21 protein-coding genes are annotated in these 19,013 nt (G+C 55.1%); 15 read left to right on the top strand and 6 right to left on the bottom strand.

The window, feature by feature from the left end; translation table 11 throughout:
* Positions 1-9 precede the first annotated feature (9 nt).
* The 5 genes from gmk (at position 10) to QN378_RS19690 (ending at position 4,457) form a co-directional block, all read left to right on the top strand.
* Positions 10-630 (top strand): guanylate kinase, encoded by a 621-nt coding sequence (gmk, locus tag QN378_RS19710; protein WP_323548837.1) that lies wholly within the window; start codon positions 10-12, stop codon positions 628-630.
* Positions 631-822: 192 nt separating this feature from the next.
* Entirely contained in the window at positions 823-1,086 is a 264-nt protein-coding gene (gene rpoZ / locus QN378_RS19705; RefSeq protein ID WP_322206129.1) for a DNA-directed RNA polymerase subunit omega, read from the top strand.
* A 60-nt stretch (positions 1,087-1,146) separates the two neighbouring features.
* Positions 1,147-3,255, top strand: a complete 2,109-nt coding sequence (gene spoT, locus QN378_RS19700; protein WP_322206128.1) for a bifunctional GTP diphosphokinase/guanosine-3',5'-bis pyrophosphate 3'-pyrophosphohydrolase — start codon at positions 1,147-1,149, stop codon at positions 3,253-3,255.
* Positions 3,256-3,281: 26 nt separating this feature from the next.
* Positions 3,282-3,662: a RidA family protein gene (locus tag QN378_RS19695; protein WP_322206127.1), complete on the top strand. Its 381-nt coding sequence runs from the start codon at positions 3,282-3,284 to the stop codon at positions 3,660-3,662.
* Positions 3,663-3,719: 57 nt separating this feature from the next.
* The gene (locus tag QN378_RS19690; protein ID WP_322206126.1) at positions 3,720-4,457 is read left to right on the top strand and encodes a hypothetical protein; all 738 of its coding nucleotides are present in this window, start codon (positions 3,720-3,722) and stop codon (positions 4,455-4,457) included.
* Between the two features lie 70 nt (positions 4,458-4,527).
* Here the strand turns inward: QN378_RS19690 and QN378_RS19685 are convergent, their stop codons facing one another.
* Complete coding sequence (locus QN378_RS19685; protein ID WP_322206125.1) at positions 4,528-5,385, bottom strand: SDR family oxidoreductase; 858 nt, start codon at positions 5,383-5,385, stop codon at positions 4,528-4,530.
* A 221-nt stretch (positions 5,386-5,606) separates the two neighbouring features.
* Between QN378_RS19685 and exbB the strand changes: the two genes are divergently transcribed.
* From exbB to QN378_RS19655, 6 genes are all read left to right on the top strand, one after another.
* Entirely contained in the window at positions 5,607-6,572 is a 966-nt protein-coding gene (gene exbB / locus QN378_RS19680) for a tonB-system energizer ExbB (RefSeq protein WP_322206124.1), read from the top strand.
* A gap of 3 nt (positions 6,573-6,575) precedes the next feature.
* A complete protein-coding gene (exbD, locus tag QN378_RS19675) occupies positions 6,576-7,004 on the top strand; it encodes a TonB system transport protein ExbD (protein ID WP_322206123.1) in 429 nt (142 codons plus the stop codon).
* Positions 7,001-7,756, top strand: a complete 756-nt coding sequence (locus QN378_RS19670; protein WP_322206122.1) for an energy transducer TonB — start codon at positions 7,001-7,003, stop codon at positions 7,754-7,756. Before exbD ends, QN378_RS19670 begins: the two co-directional genes overlap by 4 nt.
* A 79-nt stretch (positions 7,757-7,835) precedes the next feature.
* A complete protein-coding gene (locus QN378_RS19665) occupies positions 7,836-8,759 on the top strand; it encodes a hydrogen peroxide-inducible genes activator (RefSeq protein WP_322206121.1) in 924 nt (307 codons plus the stop codon).
* Positions 8,760-8,767: 8 nt separating this feature from the next.
* Positions 8,768-10,843 carry an ATP-dependent DNA helicase RecG gene (gene recG, locus QN378_RS19660; protein ID WP_322206120.1) on the top strand — a complete coding sequence of 692 codons (2,076 nt, stop codon included), beginning with the start codon at positions 8,768-8,770 and terminating at the stop codon, positions 10,841-10,843.
* A gap of 77 nt (positions 10,844-10,920) precedes the next feature.
* Entirely contained in the window at positions 10,921-12,318 is a 1,398-nt protein-coding gene (locus QN378_RS19655; RefSeq protein WP_322206119.1) for an aminoacyl-tRNA deacylase and HDOD domain-containing protein, read from the top strand.
* Positions 12,319-12,351: 33 nt separating this feature from the next.
* On the opposite strand, the gene QN378_RS19650 is transcribed toward QN378_RS19655, so the two are convergent.
* The 4 genes from QN378_RS19650 to QN378_RS19635 form a co-directional block, all read right to left on the bottom strand.
* The gene (locus QN378_RS19650) at positions 12,352-12,729 is read right to left on the bottom strand and encodes a helicase (RefSeq protein ID WP_322206118.1); all 378 of its coding nucleotides are present in this window, start codon (positions 12,727-12,729) and stop codon (positions 12,352-12,354) included.
* A 132-nt stretch (positions 12,730-12,861) separates the two neighbouring features.
* Positions 12,862-13,137: an HU family DNA-binding protein gene (locus QN378_RS19645; RefSeq protein WP_003213368.1), complete on the bottom strand. Its 276-nt coding sequence runs from the start codon at positions 13,135-13,137 to the stop codon at positions 12,862-12,864.
* Between the two features lie 194 nt (positions 13,138-13,331).
* A complete protein-coding gene (locus QN378_RS19640) occupies positions 13,332-14,480 on the bottom strand; it encodes an NAD(P)/FAD-dependent oxidoreductase (RefSeq protein WP_322206117.1) in 1,149 nt (382 codons plus the stop codon).
* Between the two features lie 46 nt (positions 14,481-14,526).
* The gene (locus QN378_RS19635) at positions 14,527-14,697 is read right to left on the bottom strand and encodes a rubredoxin (RefSeq protein ID WP_322206116.1); all 171 of its coding nucleotides are present in this window, start codon (positions 14,695-14,697) and stop codon (positions 14,527-14,529) included.
* A 201-nt stretch (positions 14,698-14,898) separates the two neighbouring features.
* Between QN378_RS19635 and QN378_RS19630 the strand changes: the two genes are divergently transcribed.
* Both QN378_RS19630 and ubiA read left to right on the top strand, forming a co-directional pair.
* On the top strand, positions 14,899-15,474 hold the full coding sequence (locus tag QN378_RS19630; RefSeq protein WP_322206115.1) for a chorismate--pyruvate lyase family protein: 576 nt from the start codon (positions 14,899-14,901) through the stop codon (positions 15,472-15,474).
* Positions 15,474-16,364, top strand: a complete 891-nt coding sequence (gene ubiA, locus QN378_RS19625) for a 4-hydroxybenzoate octaprenyltransferase (RefSeq protein ID WP_323548774.1) — start codon at positions 15,474-15,476, stop codon at positions 16,362-16,364. The genes QN378_RS19630 and ubiA overlap by 1 nt, the downstream gene beginning before the upstream one ends.
* Positions 16,365-16,408: 44 nt before the next feature.
* Here the strand turns inward: ubiA and QN378_RS19620 are convergent, their stop codons facing one another.
* On the bottom strand, positions 16,409-16,786 hold the full coding sequence (locus tag QN378_RS19620; RefSeq protein ID WP_322206113.1) for a hypothetical protein: 378 nt from the start codon (positions 16,784-16,786) through the stop codon (positions 16,409-16,411).
* A 150-nt stretch (positions 16,787-16,936) separates the two neighbouring features.
* On the opposite strand from QN378_RS19620, the gene phoB reads away from it, so the two are divergent.
* Together phoB and phoR are read left to right on the top strand one after the other, a co-directional pair.
* Positions 16,937-17,626, top strand: a complete 690-nt coding sequence (gene phoB / locus QN378_RS19615) for a phosphate regulon transcriptional regulator PhoB (RefSeq protein ID WP_322206112.1) — start codon at positions 16,937-16,939, stop codon at positions 17,624-17,626.
* A 65-nt stretch (positions 17,627-17,691) separates the two neighbouring features.
* Positions 17,692-18,993: a phosphate regulon sensor histidine kinase PhoR gene (gene phoR / locus QN378_RS19610; protein ID WP_322206111.1), complete on the top strand. Its 1,302-nt coding sequence runs from the start codon at positions 17,692-17,694 to the stop codon at positions 18,991-18,993.
* The last annotated feature ends 20 nt before the right edge of the window (positions 18,994-19,013 follow it).

The following is a 19,013-nucleotide window of genomic DNA, read 5'->3' as shown; positions in this document are numbered from 1 at the left end:
AACCCCGACATGACCCACAGCACCGGCACCCTTTATATCGTTTCTGCACCCTCTGGCGCGGGCAAAACCAGCTTGGTCAAAGCCCTGATCGACGCCCAGCCGCAGATTCGTGTTTCCGTCTCACACACCACGCGGGCCATGCGCCCCGGTGAAATCAACGATGTGAACTATAACTTCGTCGACCGAGCCGAATTCGTGCGAATGATCGAACACGGCGACTTTCTCGAACAAGCTGAAGTGTTCGGCAACCTATATGGCACATCGCAAAGTCGCTTGCAGCAGACGCTGGATGAAGGTCACGACCTGATTCTTGAAATCGACTGGCAGGGCGCGGATCAAGTACGCAAGTTAATGCCCGACGCTCGTTCGATCTTCATTTTGCCGCCGACTCAACAGGCGCTCCGCCAGCGCTTGACTAACCGAGGCCAGGACAGTGACGAGATCATCGAAGGACGCATGCATGAAGCCGTCAGTGAAATGAGTCACTACGTGGAATACGATTTCATCGTGATCAACGACGACTTCGCCACCGCGCTTGAAGACCTTAAAGCGATCTTCCGCGCCAACCAGCTGCATCAGAAACAGCAACAGCAGCGTTTTGGTAATTTGCTCGCTCAGTTGTTGGCATAGGTTAGGAGCATCAAGACGTAAGCTGTAAGCCTCAAGTTGGCGGTGTTTAAGACGCTTTTACTGGCCGCCTGTACCTTAAAACTTGAAGCTTATGAAATCTCCCCTTCCCTAAACGCTGGTGTTTTTTTAAACTATCGAGTCCGCTCGCCCATCCGGGCACCGCGCATACTGCATTTGCTACGAGGAATACCCATGGCCCGCGTGACCGTTGAAGACTGCCTAGACCACGTCGTTAACCGCTTTGAACTGGTCATGCTCTCTACCAAGCGTGCCCGCCAGTTGGCTACCGGTGGTAAAGAACCTAAGCTGCCTTGGGAAAACGACAAGCCTACCGTTATGGCTCTGCGCGAAATCGCGGCCGGCCTTATGAGTTACGCTGTCATCGCTGAAGCCGAAATCGTTGAAGATGAGCCACTGTTCGCGGCCTTCGAGGACGAGTCCAACGAGGCCATTTAAGCCTATGCCCGGTCGACGTAGTACGGCAAAGGGTTATCGCCTTCAGCGAGGAGTAGTGCCTTGCCGAGCATAGACGCCCTCGCCGATCGCCTGTCGACCTACCTCGGCAAAGACCAGGTCAACCTGGTCCGCCGAGCGTATTTCTACGCCGAACAAGCCCACGACGGCCAACGTCGCCGCAGCGGCGAAGCCTACGTTACGCACCCTTTAGCGGTTGCGAATATTCTTGCCGACATGCATATGGACCATCAAAGCCTGATGGCGGCCATGCTGCATGACGTAATCGAAGACACCGGAATCGCCAAAGAAGCGCTCTGTGCGCAATTCGGTGAGACCGTGGCCGAACTGGTCGATGGCGTCAGCAAGCTGACCCAGATGAACTTCGAAACCAAAGCCGAAGCTCAAGCCGAAAACTTCCAGAAAATGGCCATGGCCATGGCCCGCGACATTCGGGTGATCCTGGTCAAGCTGGCCGATCGGCTGCACAACATGCGCACACTGGAAGTCCTGTCAGGCGAAAAACGTCGACGGATTGCCAAAGAAACGCTGGAAATCTACGCGCCCATCGCTAACCGCCTAGGCATGCACAGCATCCGTATCGAGTTCGAAGACCTTGGCTTCAAGGCGATGTACCCGATGCGATCCTCACGTATCGGTCAAGCGGTCAAGCGCGCACGGGGCAACCGCAAAGAGCTGGTCAACAAGATTGAAGAGTCCCTGAGCCATTGCCTGGCGGTGGACGGTATCGAAGGCGAAGTCAGCGGTCGACAAAAACACCTGTACGGCATCTACAAGAAGATGCGCGGCAAACGCCGGGCTTTCAACGAAATCATGGACGTTTACGCATTTCGGGTCATCGTTGACAAGGTCGACACTTGTTATCGCGTGCTTGGTGCTGTGCATAATTTGTACAAGCCGCTGCCCGGGCGTTTTAAAGATTACATCGCGATCCCCAAAGCCAACGGTTACCAATCTCTGCACACCACGCTGTTTGGCATGCACGGCGTTCCCATCGAAATCCAGATCCGCACCCGCGAAATGGAGGAGATGGCGAACAACGGGATTGCCGCGCATTGGCTGTACAAATCCAGCGGTGATGAGCTGCCGATAAGCACCCATGCCCGCGCCCGCCAGTGGGTTAAGGGTGTGCTGGAAATGCAGCAGCGTGCCGGTAATTCGCTGGAATTCATTGAAAGCGTGAAGATTGACCTGTTTCCGGACGAGGTTTACGTATTCACGCCTAAAGGCCGAATCATGGAGCTGCCCAAAGGCTCGACGGCGGTGGACTTTGCTTACGCGGTGCACACCGATGTCGGCAACAGCTGCATTGCGTGTCGGATCAATCGTCGCCTGGCACCGCTCTCCGAGCCGTTGCAAAGTGGCTCGACGGTTGAAATTGTCAGCGCGCCCGGCGCACGCCCAAACCCGGCATGGCTGAACTTTGTTGTCACTGGCAAAGCACGCACGCACATTCGCCACGCCCTTAAGCTTCAACGCCGTTCTGAGTCCATCAGCCTGGGCGAACGCCTGCTGAACAAGGTACTCAACGGTTTCGACAGCACCCTGGAAAAGATTCCGGAAGAGCGAGTGCAGTTGATCCTCACCGAGTACCGAGTGGAGGTTATTGAAGACCTGCTCGAAGACATCGGCTTGGGCAATCGCATGGCTTATGTTGTTGCCCGCCGCTTGTTGACCAGTGATGCCGAGCAATTACCAAGCTCGGAGGGCCCGCTGGCGATTCGCGGCACCGAAGGCTTGGTGCTCAGTTATGCCAAGTGCTGCACACCGATCCCGGGCGACCCGATTGTCGGCCATTTGTCTGCAGGCAAAGGCATGGTTGTGCACTTGGACAACTGCCGCAATATCAGTGAACTCCGACACAACCCGGAAAAATGCATCCAGTTGTCATGGGCCAAAGACGTCACCGGCGAATTCAACGTCGAGTTGCGCGTCGAGTTGGAACACCAACGCGGCCTTATCGCGTTGTTGGCGAGCAGCGTGAACGCCGCAGACGGCAATATCGAAAAAATCAGCATGGACGAACGCGACGGCCGTATAAGCGTGGTCCAACTGGTAGTCAGCGTGCACGACCGTGTGCACCTGGCGCGTGTAATCAGAAAACTACGCGCGCTGACTGGAGTGATTCGCATCACTCGCATGCGCGCGTAGCCAAAAACTATCCCAAGGAGTTTTTCATGACCAAGACAGTTATCACCAGCGATAAAGCACCTGCGGCCATTGGCACGTATTCTCAGGCGATTAAAGTTGGCAACACCGTCTATATGTCCGGGCAGATCCCACTGGACCCGAAAACCATGGAATTGGTTGAAGGCTTTGAATCTCAAACGGTACAAGTATTCGAGAACCTGAAAGCCGTTGCCGAAGCCGCTGGTGGTTCGTTCAAGGATATCGTCAAGCTGAATATCTTTCTGACGGACCTGAGCCACTTCGCTAAGGTTAACGAGATCATGGGCAAATACTTCGATCAACCATACCCGGCTCGGGCTGCGATCGGTGTTGCTGCGCTGCCAAAAGGCTCGCTGGTAGAAATGGACGCCATTCTCGTCATCGAATAATTTTCCCGGGCGGATCGTCAACCGTTTCGCCCTACTCCACGCAAAGGAATGATCGCCATGCGCTTTGCGCTTGCCCTCTCGCTGCTCGCTGCCCTTATAAGCGGCTGTGCCAGCAACTCCGACCGTAACCCGGACGGTATCTGGATCAATCAAACCGCAATCGATGCCGCTGTAAAGGGCGGTAATCTGCGTCAGGCACTTCTCGCCAACGGACCAAACCTGGAGTGGAATGTTAACTCCAAAGCCGCCCAGGCCTCGTTTTCCAATGGCTTTGAGCAAAGTGAAGGCAAGATCACTAGCGCAGCCGATGGTAAGTATCACGTCGATTTTTATGGCAATTTCTTCGAAGACTTAAAGATCAAAGGTGATGACCTGATCCAAATCGCCAGCGAATCAGGTCCAGAACAACGCTTCCAACAGCCAAAAGACCCCGCACCTGCTGCTGCACCACCGGGTAGCAGCTTCGAAAAAGCGCTGTATGGGGCTTACATGGGCGGCAAATGGAAGATTGTCGATGGCGAAGGTGTCGGGAACATTGTGCAATTTCATGCCGACGGTAGTGTCGATGGCTTGCCTGATGATGACCGCTATGCACTCTGCCTGGCCGGCGATTGCGCCGCCATGAGCGGTGAAAACGACAGTCTTTGGCTAGAGAAAAACAAGCAAGGCAATGCTTGGATATTCGTCCGCAAGGGCGATCAGCTTGAAATACTGCAAGCCGTAAACCAAGCACGCTCGGACGAAATGCCCGACCTGCATCCCGGTCCTCGCCGATGGCTGCTTGAGCGCGACTAACGTGCATTCCCCTCTTTTGGCGAAAGGCTTGACGCGGTTACACCCGTTAACCGTTCGCCACAAGTTGGCTCTACAGGTTTCCCTCGATAATCGCGGCATAACCTTCTCGATAACTCGCATAGCGCGGCACCCAGCCCAAAGCACGGGCTCGGACATTGCTGCACTGCTTGCTGCCAGTACGGCGAACGCTCGCTTCGGCGGACCACTCGGTAACGCCCAAATACTCACGCAGCCAAGCGACCACTTCAGCCAGTGGCGCAGGTGCATCGTCAACGCCTATGTAGCAATCATCCAACGCTACCCCGCGAGCATCTGCCTGTAGCAAGTACGCCAACAACCCTGCTGCATCGTCGACGTGGATTCGGTTGCCATATAACGGTGGCTCGGTGGCCACACGATAACCTTGGCGTACTTGAGTCAGAAGCCACTCGCGCCCAGGACCATAAATACCGGTCAGCCTCACTACACTTGCAGGAATGCCACTGCCCAATGCAAGCCGCTCGGCCTGCTGCATCAACCGACCTGAATAGCCTACGGCTTGGGTGGTGGATAATTCATCGACCCACTCGCCGTGCAGCTGCCCATACACACTGCTGCTGGACACAAACAGCAAACGTTTCGGTCGTTGTCCGTGTTGCTTGAGCCAGTTCAACACATGACTCAGCCCATCCACATAAGCTGCCTGATAACCCGCTTCATCATGATCAGTCGCGGCCGCGCTGTAGACCACATAATCCAAGGGCCCAGTTGGCCAATCGCCAGGGCAACCCGCATTGAAAAGATCGCCGGCAACTCCAACTACTCCGGCGGGTAGTCGTGAGATCGACCGGCGCAGGCCATAAACCGTCCAACCATGGGCGAGCAGTTGGTTGGCCAAACGGCCTCCTACGTCACCGCAGCCAGCAATTAAAACAGAAGGGGCAGACATTCTGGGGCTCCGGATAAGCGTGCGAAAAGAGCACGGTAGACGACCCAAAATATCCGCTAAATACAGATAATTTAACGCCACCTACAAATAGAAAGATTACGCATCGCTGTTGCTAACGAGAATTATTTGCAATAATGCCCGCCTATTTTGCTCTCCTCTCTCGGCTTTTTGTCCAGCCCAAGTGCAGAACATATTTTCTCATTTTTCCAGGTCCGGCCAGCATGACATGTATTCAAGCCTCCGCTTCGCCAACCAAACTGTTCAGCTTGCCACGTGCATCGTGCTGCACTGCTGTCGTGATACTTAGCTTACTACTTGCCCCCACGGCATTTGCCTATCAGACCGCATTCGAGGCGACGCCCACCACGCAATTTGTAGCGGAGGCGACTTCTCCTGTTTCACCCACAGCCCAAGCCGCGGCAAGCGATTTTTCCGTAGCCGCACTGGGTACCGTTCCGACCATTGTTGACAGTAGCCTCGGCATGGCTAATGACTTGTCGCCTTGGGGTATGTACCAACACGCCGATATCATCGTAAAAATCGTCCTTATCGGTCTATCGATTGCTTCTTTAATCACTTGGACCATCTGGGTCGCCAAAGGGTTTGAACTGGTAGGCGCCAAACGTCGCCTGCGCGGTGAAATCGTTACGCTGAAAAAAGCCCGCACCCTTAAAGAAGCCAGTGACGGCGCAAGCAAAGAAGGCACTCTGGCCCACTTACTGGTTCACGACGCCCTCGAAGAAATGCGCCTTTCTACCAATAGCCGCGAGCGCGAAGGCATCAAGGAACGCGTCAGTTTCCGTCTGGAGCGGCTTGTGGCTGAGTGCGGTCGCAACATGAGCAACGGTACCGGCGTACTCGCCACCATTGGCTCCACCGCACCGTTTGTGGGACTGTTCGGTACAGTGTGGGGCATCATGAACAGCTTCATCGGTATCGCCAGAACACAAACCACCAACCTCGCCGTTGTTGCACCCGGCATTGCTGAAGCGTTGCTAGCAACCGCGATGGGCCTGGTTGCTGCGATTCCTGCCGTGGTGATCTACAACGTATTTGCCCGCTCCATCGCGGGTTACAAAGCGCAGGTTTGCGATGCCTCTGCCCAAGTCCTGCTGCTGGTCAGCCGTGATCTCGACCACCTGCCGGCGCAACCTGGCCAGCAGCCGCACGTGGTGAGAGCGGGGTAAGTCATGGGCCTGCATCTGAACGAAAGTGGCGGCGATGATCTCATCGAGAACCACGAAATTAACGTCACGCCCTTTATCGACGTCATGTTGGTACTGCTGATTATTTTTATGGTGGCTGCCCCATTGGCGACGGTCGACATCAAAGTCGATTTGCCTGCTTCAACGTCGAAGCCAGCATCACGACCGGAAAAACCATTGTTCCTAAGCGTCAAAGCCGATCTGAGCCTGTTTCTAGGCGAAGACAAGGTCAGCCTTGAGCACCTTGGTAAGTTGCTAGACGCCAAAACCAAAGGCAAAAAAGACACGACGATTTTCTTTCAAGCCGACAAAGGCTTGGATTACGGCGATTTGATGGGCGTCATGAACGCGCTGCGTGGCGCGGGCTACCTAAAGATTGGCCTCGTAGGTCTTGAGACGGTTAGTGAACAATGATGACTTTGCGCCAAAAACTGACACGCTATAGCGGCAGTCTTTTGTTGGTGCTCGCCGCACACACAGTAGCGATCATTATCGCGCTGCGTTGGTCGGCGCCTCAGATCATCGAGTTTCCGCCGGCAGCTATGCTGGTCCAGCTGGCGCCAAGGCCTGCAGCCTCGCCAATGCCTTCACCTATAGTCGTGCAATCACCGCAGCTCCCAGCTCCGGTTGAAGAAACACCGCTACCAAAACTGGCAAAAGCTGAAAACCCAGAAACTGCTATTCCAAAACCGGTCAAGCCGAAGACAAAACCGAAGCCGCCCACACCAGAAATGAAGCCAAAACCACCGCCAGAAGAACCCGTAGACCCCAAGCCTGTCGAAGCTCCGTTGATCGCTTCACAGTTGGTAACATCCGGTGCACCGCTTGCGATGGCGAGCCCGCCATCTGTCAGCAACGCTCAACGCTCTTGGCAAAGCGATCTTCAAAACCATTTGGCCAAATATCAGAGATATCCTGAAGATGCTCGTCGTCGGAACATCAGCGGCTCCACGCACCTGCGCTTTGATGTGGGTGCTGACGGCAAAGTAATCTCGGTTTCGGTTGCTCAGTCATCCGGCCATGCGTTGCTGGACAGGGCAACTCTGACGATGATTCGTCAAGCCCAGCCGCTGCCGAAACCACCGGCCGAAATTTTGAGAAACGGCTCAATTGAGGTCACTGCGCCCTTCGACTACTCGCTCGAGAACGTTAAATCGCGCTTTTGATCGATATGAGGTCCGTTGATAACGTGCGTCTATCGATTGCAGCCGCTATGCTGGGCTCGCAACTTCATGGACGCACGCTATGACCCTTACAGAACTGCGATATATCGTTACGCTCGCCCAAGAACAACATTTCGGTCATGCGGCCGAACGTTGTCACGTCAGTCAGCCGACGTTGTCTGTGGGCGTGAAAAAACTTGAAGATGAACTTGGCGTGCTGATTTTCGAGCGCAGCAAGAGTGCCGTGCGCTTAACGCCTGTTGGCGAAGGCATTGTTGCTCAAGCTCAGAAGGTGCTTGAGCAAGCTCAAGGCATTCGAGAACTCGCGCAAGCCGGTAAAAACCAGCTGGTTGCACCGCTCAAAGTCGGGGCGATCTATACCGTCGGTCCGTACCTGTTCCCGCACTTGATTCCGCAGCTGCACCGGGTCGCCCCGCAAATGCCGTTGTACATCGAAGAAAATTTCACCCACGTGCTGCGCGACAAACTGCGCAACGGTGAACTTGACGCGATTATCATTGCGCTGCCGTTCAACGAAGCAGACGTTCTGACTCTGCCGCTGTACGACGAACCGTTTTATGTTCTGATGCCGGCAAATCATCCGTGGACCAAAAAAGAAACCATTGATGCCTCGGCTCTGAACGACAAAAGTCTGCTGCTGCTCGGCGAAGGTCACTGCTTCCGAGACCAAGTGTTAGAGGCCTGTCCGACGCTGGTAAAGGGTAGCGAAGGCGCACGACACACCACAGTCGAGTCCAGCTCTCTGGAAACTATTCGGCACATGGTAGCGTCGGGCCTGGGCATTTCGATTCTGCCGATGTCGGCCGTCGACAGTCACCATTACGCAGCCGGAATCATCGAAGTTCGTCCTCTCACGCCTCCAGTGCCGTTCCGTACAGTGGCGATTGCTTGGCGTGCAAGCTTCCCTCGCCCTAAAGCGATCGAGATCCTCGCGGATTCCGTGCGTTTGTGTTCAGTGGCTCGCCCGAAAGTTGAAGCGAGCTAAGTTCCATCATGAGCGAGCTGTCAAAAGTCTCCGTCACGGCGCTGAAGGGCGTCGGCGATGCCATGGCTGAAAAATTGAGCAAGGTTGGCCTTGAAAACCTTCAGGACGTCTTGTTTCATTTGCCATTGCGTTATCAAGATCGAACCCGCGTTGTGCCAATTGGCCAATTACGTCCGGGACAGGACGCGGTAATCGAAGGCGTAGTCAGCGGAGCCGATGTGGTAATGGGCAAGCGGCGCAGCCTATTGGTGCGACTCGGCGACGGCACCGGTGTCGTCAGCTTGCGCTTCTATCATTTCAGCAACGCGCAGAAAGACGGCATGAAACGCGGCTCTCATTTACGCTGCTTCGGTGAAGCCCGGCCTGGCGCATCCGGGTTGGAAATCTACCATCCGGAATACCGTGCGTTGGCAGGCGCCGAACCGCTCCCGGTTGAGCAGACCCTCACCCCGATCTATCCGAGCACAGAAGGACTGACCCAGCAGCGGTTGCGCCAGTTGTGCCAACAAAGTCTTGCACTGCTAGGCCCCAAGAGCCTGCCCGATTGGCTGCCTGAAGAACTGGCACGCGACTACAAACTGGCCCCGCTGGACGAGGCCATTCGTTATTTGCATCACCCGCCTGCGGATGCCGACCTCGAAGAACTTGCCTTGGGCCATCACTGGGCTCAACACCGCCTGGCTTTTGAGGAACTGTTGACTCATCAGCTCTCGCAGCAACGCCTGCGTGAAAGCCTTCGCTCCCAGCGCGCACCGGCCCTACCCATCGCGAAACGACTACCCGCACAATTTCTCGCCAACCTCGGCTTCGCCCCAACCGGCGCACAGCAGCGAGTGGGCAAGGAAGTGGCTTACGACCTCAGCCAGCCGGAACCGATGCTGCGCCTGATTCAGGGCGACGTAGGCGCCGGTAAGACCGTGGTGGCCGCTTTGGCCGCCTTGCAGGCACTTGAAGCCGGGTATCAAGTGGCGCTGATGGCCCCCACCGAGATTCTTGCCGAACAGCACTATGTCAATTTCAAGCGTTGGCTAGAGCCGCTGGGCATTGATGTCGCTTGGCTCGCGGGCAAGCTCAAAGGCAAGGCGCGGATCGCCGCGTTGGAGCAAATCGCCACGGGCACGCCAATGGTCGTGGGCACTCATGCGTTGTTTCAGGATGAAGTGCAGTTCAAGAACCTGGCGTTAGTGGTCATTGATGAACAGCATCGCTTTGGCGTACAGCAGCGTCTGGCCCTGCGCAAAAAAGGCGTCGGCGGGTTGATGTGCCCCCATCAATTGATCATGACCGCGACGCCCATTCCGCGGACCTTGGCCATGAGCGCCTACGCCGACCTCGACACGTCGATCCTGGATGAGCTTCCGCCGGGCCGAACGCCGGTTAATACCGTGCTGGTGGTTGATACACGCCGTGTCGAAGTGGTTGAGCGCGTTCGTGCGGCCTGCGCCGAAGGACGCCAAGCTTATTGGGTGTGTACGCTAATTGAAGAGTCCGAGGAACTGACCTGTCAGGCGGCAGAAACCTCCTTTCAAGAGCTGACCAGCGCCTTGGGTGAGCTACGCGTAGGCCTGGTCCATGGCCGCATGAAATCTGCGGATAAAGCAGCGGTCATGGCCGAGTTCAAGCAAGGCGCAATACAGTTGTTGGTTGCTACTACGGTGATCGAAGTAGGCGTCGATGTGCCCAACGCCAGTTTGATGATTATCGAAAATCCTGAACGCCTTGGCTTGGCACAATTACACCAATTGCGCGGGCGTGTTGGCCGAGGCACCGCAGCAAGCCACTGTGTACTGCTCTATCATCCGCCATTGTCACAGATAGGGCGTCAACGCCTAGGCATCATGCGCGAGACGAATGATGGTTTCATCATCGCTGAAAAAGATTTAGAACTTCGTGGTCCGGGCGAAATGCTCGGCACGCGACAGACCGGTTTGTTGCAGTTCAAAGTTGCAGACCTGATGCGTGACGCCGATCTATTGCCCGCCGTTCGTGATGCCGCGCAAGCGCTTCTAGAACGTTGGCCCAACCATGTAAGCCCGCTGCTGGATCGCTGGCTGCGTCATGGGCAGCAATATGGGCAAGTTTAAGAGTCATCCGCCAATAACAATGCAGAAATAATCAGGCTGGTTATACTCCTTCGATTGTAAGAATTTGGATACGGACCATGACAGAAGTTGCCTTCGCCGATGCAATCCCGCTCGCCCCCTCTGTCATCCGGTTGTTGCTGGACAAACTTGCCATCGGATACAGCGAAGTCATTGATGACAATAGTCTCCCTGCATCTAGAAAACTTCAGGCGATATTAGTCGACGATGCTGTGGGCCCGCTGTTGGTGTTATTCCCACAGAGTCATTTACTCGACCTCAATCGCTTGGCCGAATTGACGGGGCGCAAGCTCAGCGCCATGAATGAAGAGCGCCTTGTGCGCTTGCTCGGCAAAAGCAACCGTAGCCTGTTGCCCGGCCTGCCAGGGCTGAATGGCTCGCCGTGTCTGTATGAGGAACGGCTGCTACAAGAACCCACGTTGCTGATCAACTCCGGCGAGACGGGGGTGCTCCTGGAGATTTCTTGCGAAGACTTCAAAGGTATGGTGAGCAAAGCCAGCGCCGCGAATTTCGGCGAGCCCCTGATCACGATCCGTCCGAACCTGGATCGCCCGGACGATGACCGCGAAGAAATCATTCAAGCGATGCATGCGTTCACAGCGCGCCGTATTCAGCAGCGTCTGGAAGCCACGCTGGAGATACCGCCTCTGGCGGAAACTGCACAAAAGATCATCAAATTGCGCGTCGATCCCAACGCCACCATCGATGACATAACCGGCGTGGTCGAGACTGACCCGGCGCTGGCTGCCCAGGTTGTCAGTTGGGCGGCATCACCTTATTACGCGTCTCCTGGCAAAATTCGCTCGGTGGAAGACGCCATTGTTCGCGTGCTGGGTTTTGATCTGGTAATCAATCTGGCGTTGGGCCTGGCGTTGGGCAAAACTCTGAGCTTGCCTAAAGATCACCCCCAACAGACTACGCCGTATTGGCAACAGTCGATTTACACTGCCGCCGTAATCGAGGGCCTAACCCGCGCTATGCCCCGAGCTCAACGCCCGGAAGCTGGGCTGACCTACCTGGCAGGCCTGCTGCACAACTTCGGTTACCTGCTCTTGGCTCACGTGTTCCCACCGCATTTCTCACTGATTTGCCGTCATCTGGAAGTCAACCCACACTTGTGCCACAGCTATGTCGAACAGCATCTGCTCGGCATTAGCCGTGAACAAATTGGCGCCTGGCTGATGCGCTATTGGGACATGCCTGAAGAATTGGCAATAGCATTGCGCTTCCAGCATGATCCAAGTTATGCAGGCGCTCACTGCGAGTACGCAAATTTGGTGTGCCTGACAGTCCGATTACTGCGCAAACACGGAATCGGCTCTGGGCCGCAAGAAAACATTCCAGATGAGCTATTCACACGTTTGGGTCTGTCGCGGGAAAAAGCCGAAGAGTCAGTGCAAAAAGTGCTGGAGGCCGAAGTGCTGCTGCGCGAACTGGCGTCGCAGTTCAATCAGTAGCAGCACTGAAATGTCAGCAAAATGTGTTCGCTGCTAAACCGTCTTTTTCTTCGGCTTCAAATATTTGGTCAAACCTTGGAACCAGATAACCAATCCAGGGTTGCCCTTTATCAAAATATCTTTGTTTTGAATGCCCTGCATAAATGCCAATTGCTTGTTCTTGGCCTGCATCGTGGCGAAACCAAATGCCGCATCCTTGAAAGAAATCGCGAACGCCGGCTCGGCAACCACTCCTGGTTTACTGACAAGGCGCTGTCCGCTAACGATGAAATGCCGAGCAATCTTGCCGTCAAAGGTATCCAGCTGAAAGGTCAGCTCTTTACCGGCCAACTGACTTTGAAAAGCCGGATTATTGCGACTGGCCTTAGCCATCAACAGGCCGAGCATCCATAAAAGAAAACGAAACTTCATTGCACAACCTCAGTAAAAAACCGTTTATTCAAAGCGGCGAACGCTGCAGTGTACGCATAAAAAAGGGCACCCGATCGAGTCGGCGTGCCCATTTTTTGCTGCTATCCGCCTCCCGCTAAGGCGTCAGACAGATTACGGATTAACGCTGTCTTTCAAGGACTTTCCGGGTTTAAAGGCCACGGTGTTACTTGCCTTTATTTTGACTGGCTCACCCGTCTGCGGATTTTTGCCGGTACGAGCACCACGGTGTCGTTGCAAGAAAGTACCGAAGCCGACCAGCGTTACGCTGTCCTTACGATGTAAGGCACCCGTGATTTCCTCAAGAACGGCGTTAAGAACGCGGTTCGCTTGTTCCTTGGTTAGATCTGCTTTTTCAGCGATAGCGGCTGCGAGTTCTGGTTTACGCATATAAAGCCTCTTTGACGGTTTGGATTTTTGTTGTTATGTCCGTGCCGTTCTTCCCGAACGGCGACCAAAGTGCCGCAACTGCTCTACGGTGCGGCAGACGGGAATGAGAATGGCATGCTGCTGATACCCGCGCCACCCTGGACGCGACGTTTATCGCGCCGATACCGTGGCTTATCCGACAGAACGACTGGTATTTATGCCAACAGTGGAGGTAGAACTTTATTAAACGCCAATTTTTCCGTTACAGCCGTGCCGGTCAATGCATAACCGAGCAACTTACCGTCAACGTCATGGCAAAGCGCTTTGATATCGGCACCCCGCCCTTCCACTGTCCAGACGCCGTCTATGCCGCGAGGAGGAGGCGAAACCACTAACGGGCATACTGGCGTTTTTACCGTAATAGGCATCGGACCATAGCTAACCGCCGTCGCGTTGCCCGAAAGCGTTTGGGCCAGGGCTCGGGCACAGCTCATCAATGGCATGACGTACAGCAGATTCAAGCCATCAACTTGAGCACAGTCACCCAGCGCATAAATGTTGGCGTGAGAAGTCTTCAGGTGACGATCAACGGTCACCCCGCGATCAGTTTGCAAACCGGCCGCCGCTGCCAAGTCGATACGTGGACGCAAACCTATAGCTGAGATCACTAGGTCACAGGGCAATACCTCGCCGTCCGACAAATGCGCCTCAAGCCCTTGCTCTGTGCGTAAGAGTCGAGCCAGCACGGGGCCAAGGTGGAAGCGAGCCCCCAAGCCTTCCAAACCCGCTTGCACGGCAGCGGCGGCAGCCGGATGGAGCAGGGTCGGCATGACCTGCTCGCACGGCGCCACCAGTTCAACCTCATAACCGCCCAGAATAAGGTCATTAGCAAATTCACAGCCAATCAACCCGGCGCCCAAAATCACTACCCGGCGCTTGCCCGCTGCCGCTGTACGAAAACGCGCGTAATCCTCCAGGTCATTGATTGGGAAAATCGACTCACCAGCATCGCCGTCAACAGGAACCCGCACTGTTTCAGCGCCCCACGCCAGGATCAAGTCGCGGTAATACACCGCCTCCTCGCCTATCCACAATCGCTTGTGACCGGGGTCGATGCCAGTCACACGGGTGTGGGTTCGCACTTCGGCCTTTAGTTGCTCAGCCATTGCGCCGGGTTCTGCCATGCTAAAACCATCAGCTTCTTTGTTTTTGCCAAAACCGGTAGAAAGCATCGGTTTGGAGTAAGAACGCCCGTCATCCGCAGTAATGAGCAGCAGCGGTGTTTCGCTATCCAGTTTGCGAAACTCCCTGGCCAGGTTATACCCAGCCAAGCCAGTGCCGACGATCACGACAGGTGCGTTCATTACGTTTTCCCGATTGAAGTGCATTGCATAGAGAATCGAACAGCTATCAGCCGATTTCGATCATTTCAAAATCCATTTTGCCAACGCCACAGTCCGGGCACAGCCAATCCGCAGGCACGTCCTGCCACAACGTCCCTGGCGCAATCCCGTCGTCCGGCCAGCCATCGGCTTCGTTATAAATCAAACCACAAACAATGCATTGCCACTTCTTCTTCATCGTATATTCTCTCGGTTCTCAGGCTTTCATGGCCAAAGTAGTCTTTAAGTAAAGTAATTGCCGCCAAGCTTAGGGCGTTTGTACTGATCGACGCGCTCAGATGCAAGCGGGATCTATGTAGGCGGGTTGCACCGCAGGCTCAGACCCAGCAATCAAACATGCTAAGCTCTTCGCCTCGATTGTTGCCAATAATTACCCACCGTGCCCCAACAAAATACTCTTCTCGTTGCTTCTGACTGGCGTCAGCAACATCAACTAATGGAGTTGCCCGAGCCTGTTGTGCTCGATTGGCTATTCAATCAGGACTCCCTGACTCGTCGTCTGACGCGTCAGTCGGCCAATGGTTTCAGCATTTTGCCATTGTTAGAAGGATGGCAAGTCTTGCGCCCCGACGAATGCGCTGCGCTGTCGCTGCCCGACCAGAGTATCGGCTGGGTACGGGAGGTGTATCTGCGGGGCAACGGCCAGAAGTGGGTGTTTGCCCGTAGCGTAGCGGCCCAAAGTGCCCTGCAACAAGGCGGTTTGAACATGGACGAACTGGGCACCCGCTCCCTTGGCGAATTACTGTTTTGCGACGAAGCGTTCGAACGTGGCCCACTTGGAGTCTGTCGCTATCCAGTCGAATGGTTGCCCATCGAGGACACCGCCAACGGTTTATGGGGGCGGCGCTCTTGCTTTAGCCGGGGAGCGTTAAATCTGTTGGTGGCGGAAGTCTTCCTGCCGAACTTTTGGCGCGCGGTCGGAACTACCGGCACCGCTGTAACGGAGCGTCATTGATGTACGTGAGCTTGCTTAAGTCCCTAAATCGCCTTAACCGTCGGGTGTGGGACTTTGTTCAATTGACCCGTATCGACAAACCCATCGGCATTTATTTACTGCTATGGCCGACGTTGTGGGCGCTGTGGATTGCCGCTAAAGGCGTGCCGTCGGTTGGCAATCTGCTGATCTTTGTCGGAGGGGTGTTTTTGATGCGCGCTGCGGGCTGCGTGATCAATGACTTCGCTGACCGCAAGGTCGATGGTCACGTCAAACGTACGGAACAGCGTCCATTAGTCAGCGGAAAAGTCAGCTCTCGGGAGGCATTGGTGTTGTTCGCGGTACTGGTGGGTTTGAGCTTTCTGTTAGTGTTGCTCACCAATTCGATAACAGTCTGGCTGTCGTTTGGCGGCCTGCTGCTGGCGGCCAGTTACCCCTTCATGAAGCGCTACACCTATTACCCGCAAGTGGTGCTGGGCGCGGCGTTTTCGTGGGGGATGCCGATGGCCTTTACCGCCCAGACCGGCGACCTACCCGCAGCAGCGTGGTTGCTCTACATCGCTAACCTGCTGTGGACGGTGGGCTACGACACCTACTACGCAATGACAGACCGCGAAGACGACTTGAAAATCGGCGTCAAATCTACAGCCGTGCTGTTTGGTGACGCTGACCGGGTGATTATCCTGACGCTGCAAGCGCTGGCGTTAGGCTGTCTGCTGCTGGCCGGATCACGCTTCGAGCTGGGAACCTATTTTCACCTGGGACTGCTGGTGGCCGCCGCGTGCTTCGCCTGGGAGTTCTGGTACACGCGCAACCGTGAGCCGCAACGCTGCCTCAAGGCTTTTTTGCATAACCATTGGGCCGGACTAGCGATTTTCCTGGGCATCGTTGCAGACTACGCGCTGCGCTGACCGTCAGCACCACGCTGACGGTCGCCGCGTTGCATAGGTTTGGGTTATTTGACCATGTGCCAAACGTTACCCTTGCCATCACCCATCATGTCACCCGCTTTTTTGTCCATCTTGAAAGTGTAGAGCGGCTTGCCATCAAAGGCCCATTGCATTTTACCGTCATCACGTTTGACCATTGACCACTTACCCATGGCTTTACCATCGGCCGGAGCCATTAACGGCGGCCAGTTTTCAGCGCATTTGTCATTACACATGGATTTACCCGCCATGGTGTCCTTGTCGAAGGTATAAAGCGTCATGCCCTTCTGATCGACCATCATCCCGCCTTTCATCATGGCAGGGTCCATAGCAAACGCCATTCCCGAAGTAGCCAAGGCTGCCACGGTGAACAAGCCGAGCAAGGTCTTAGAAATATTAGTCATCGGATACGTCCTCTTATTTGCTTTAAGTCGGAGCCTAAGCTTAGACCTAGAGCGGGCAGTGAAGCCAGTGACCACCTAAGCTGTCACACGACTGCAATAATTCCGTTATCTAATGCGCTCCAAGACAGTTAAATGACAAGAGGATTGAGCATGGCTGGCAGGAGTATTCTGATCGTTGACGACGAAGCGCCTATTCGCGAAATGATCGCCGTTGCATTAGAAATGGCCGGCTATGACTGCATGGAAGCAGAAAACTCTCAGCAGGCCCATGCAATCATCGTTGACCGTAAACCGGACTTGATCCTGCTCGACTGGATGCTGCCTGGTACTTCCGGAATCGAACTGGCTCGTCGCCTCAAGCGTGACGAACTGACTGGCGACATTCCGATCATCATGCTCACTGCCAAGGGCGAAGAAGACAATAAGATCCAAGGTCTCGAAGTTGGCGCTGACGACTACATCACCAAACCATTTTCGCCACGTGAACTGGTCGCACGCCTGAAGGCCGTATTGCGCCGAGCGGGGCCGACGGATGGCGAGGCACCGATCGAAGTCGGCGGTCTCTTACTCGACCCCATCAGCCATCGCGTCACCATTGATGGTAAGCCCGCAGAAATGGGCCCGACTGAATACCGACTACTGCAATTTTTCATGACCCATCAAGAACGTGCTTATACCCGTGGCCAACTGCTTGACCAAGTGTGGGGCGGCAACGTCTATGTCGAAGAACGCACAGTGGATGTACACATCCGGCGCCTGCGTAAAGCCCTCGGCGACACATACGAAAATCTGGTACAAACCGTGCGCGGCACGGGCTACCGTTTTTCCACAAAGAGTTAAACGTCGTTTTTGCGCTTTGCATGCTGGAAGCATGATGACGTTTACTCGACTAGGATGCGTTTGAATTGAATCAAAACTGGCACGGTACGCTGATCCGCCACCTGCTGCTGTTGGTCACCGCCTGTCTGTCGGTTGGATTGATCACCGGTTATTTCGGCTGGAGCATGGCGGTTGGCCTTGGCATTTACCTCGCCTGGACGCTAAAGCAACTGCTGCGCATGCACGATTGGCTCCGTGAGCATCAACCCGATGAACCGCCGCCGGACGGTTTCGGCTTGTGGGGCGACGTGTTCGATAGCATCTACCACCTGCAACGCCGTGACCAACGCGTGCGTGGCCGTCTGCAAGCGGTGATTGATCGCGTCCAAGAATCAACAGCCGCGCTTAAAGACGCTGTGATCATGCTCGACAGTGACGGGAATCTGGAATGGTGGAATCGCGCAGCAGAAACCTTGCTAGGCCTTAAATCGCCACAGGACAGTGGTCAACCTGTAACCAACTTGGTACGCCATCCGCGCTTCAAAGAGTATTTCGAACAGAACAACTACGTCGAACCGCTAGAGATTCCCTCGCCGATCAACGACAGGGTGCGCGTGCAGTTACTGATCACCCGCTACGGCAATAACGAACACTTGATGCTGGTGCGCGACGTTACCCGTATTCATCAGCTTGAGCAGATGCGCAAAGACTTTGTGGCCAATGTTTCCCATGAATTGCGTACGCCGCTGACGGTGATCTGCGGCTACCTGGAAACCTTGATTGACAACGCTGAGGACGTGAATCCGCGCTGGGTTCGAGCGCTGCAACAAATGCAGCAGCAAGGCGAACGCATGCAAACGTTGCTCAATGACCTGCTGCTGCTGGCAAAGCTCGAAGCCACCGACTACCCGTCGGATAATCATCCGGTTGTCGTCTCATCGTTGTTGCAAAGTATCCGAAACGACGCTGAAGCGTTGTCTGCGCATCGTAACCAGCACATCACGTTATCCGTCGATAGCAGCGCAAAGCTCAAAGGCAGCGAGCCTGAACTGCGTAGCGCCTTCTCCAATCTGGTGTTCAATGCGGTGAAATACACGCCGGCTGAAGGCACGATTCACATTCGCTGGTGGGATGACGAACAGGGCGCACACATGAGCGTGCAGGATTCGGGACCGGGAATTGAAACCAAACATTTGCCGCGCCTGACTGAACGTTTCTACCGCGTCGATTCCAGTCGTGCCTCTAATACAGGCGGCACTGGGCTTGGCTTGGCCATTGTTAAGCACGTTTTGCTACGCCACCGCGGAACATTGGAAATCATCAGCATAGTTGGCAAAGGCTGCACGTTTACTTGCCATTTCACGCCCACTCAAGTGATCAATTCTTAACCAGCCCACTAGTCAAGCTG

Source organism: Pseudomonas sp. 10S5, assembly GCF_035019745.1.
GTDB lineage: Bacteria > Pseudomonadota > Gammaproteobacteria > Pseudomonadales > Pseudomonadaceae > Aquipseudomonas.
Note: the sequence above shows the minus strand (reverse complement) of the source record. Positions and strands in the feature narration are given on the sequence as shown.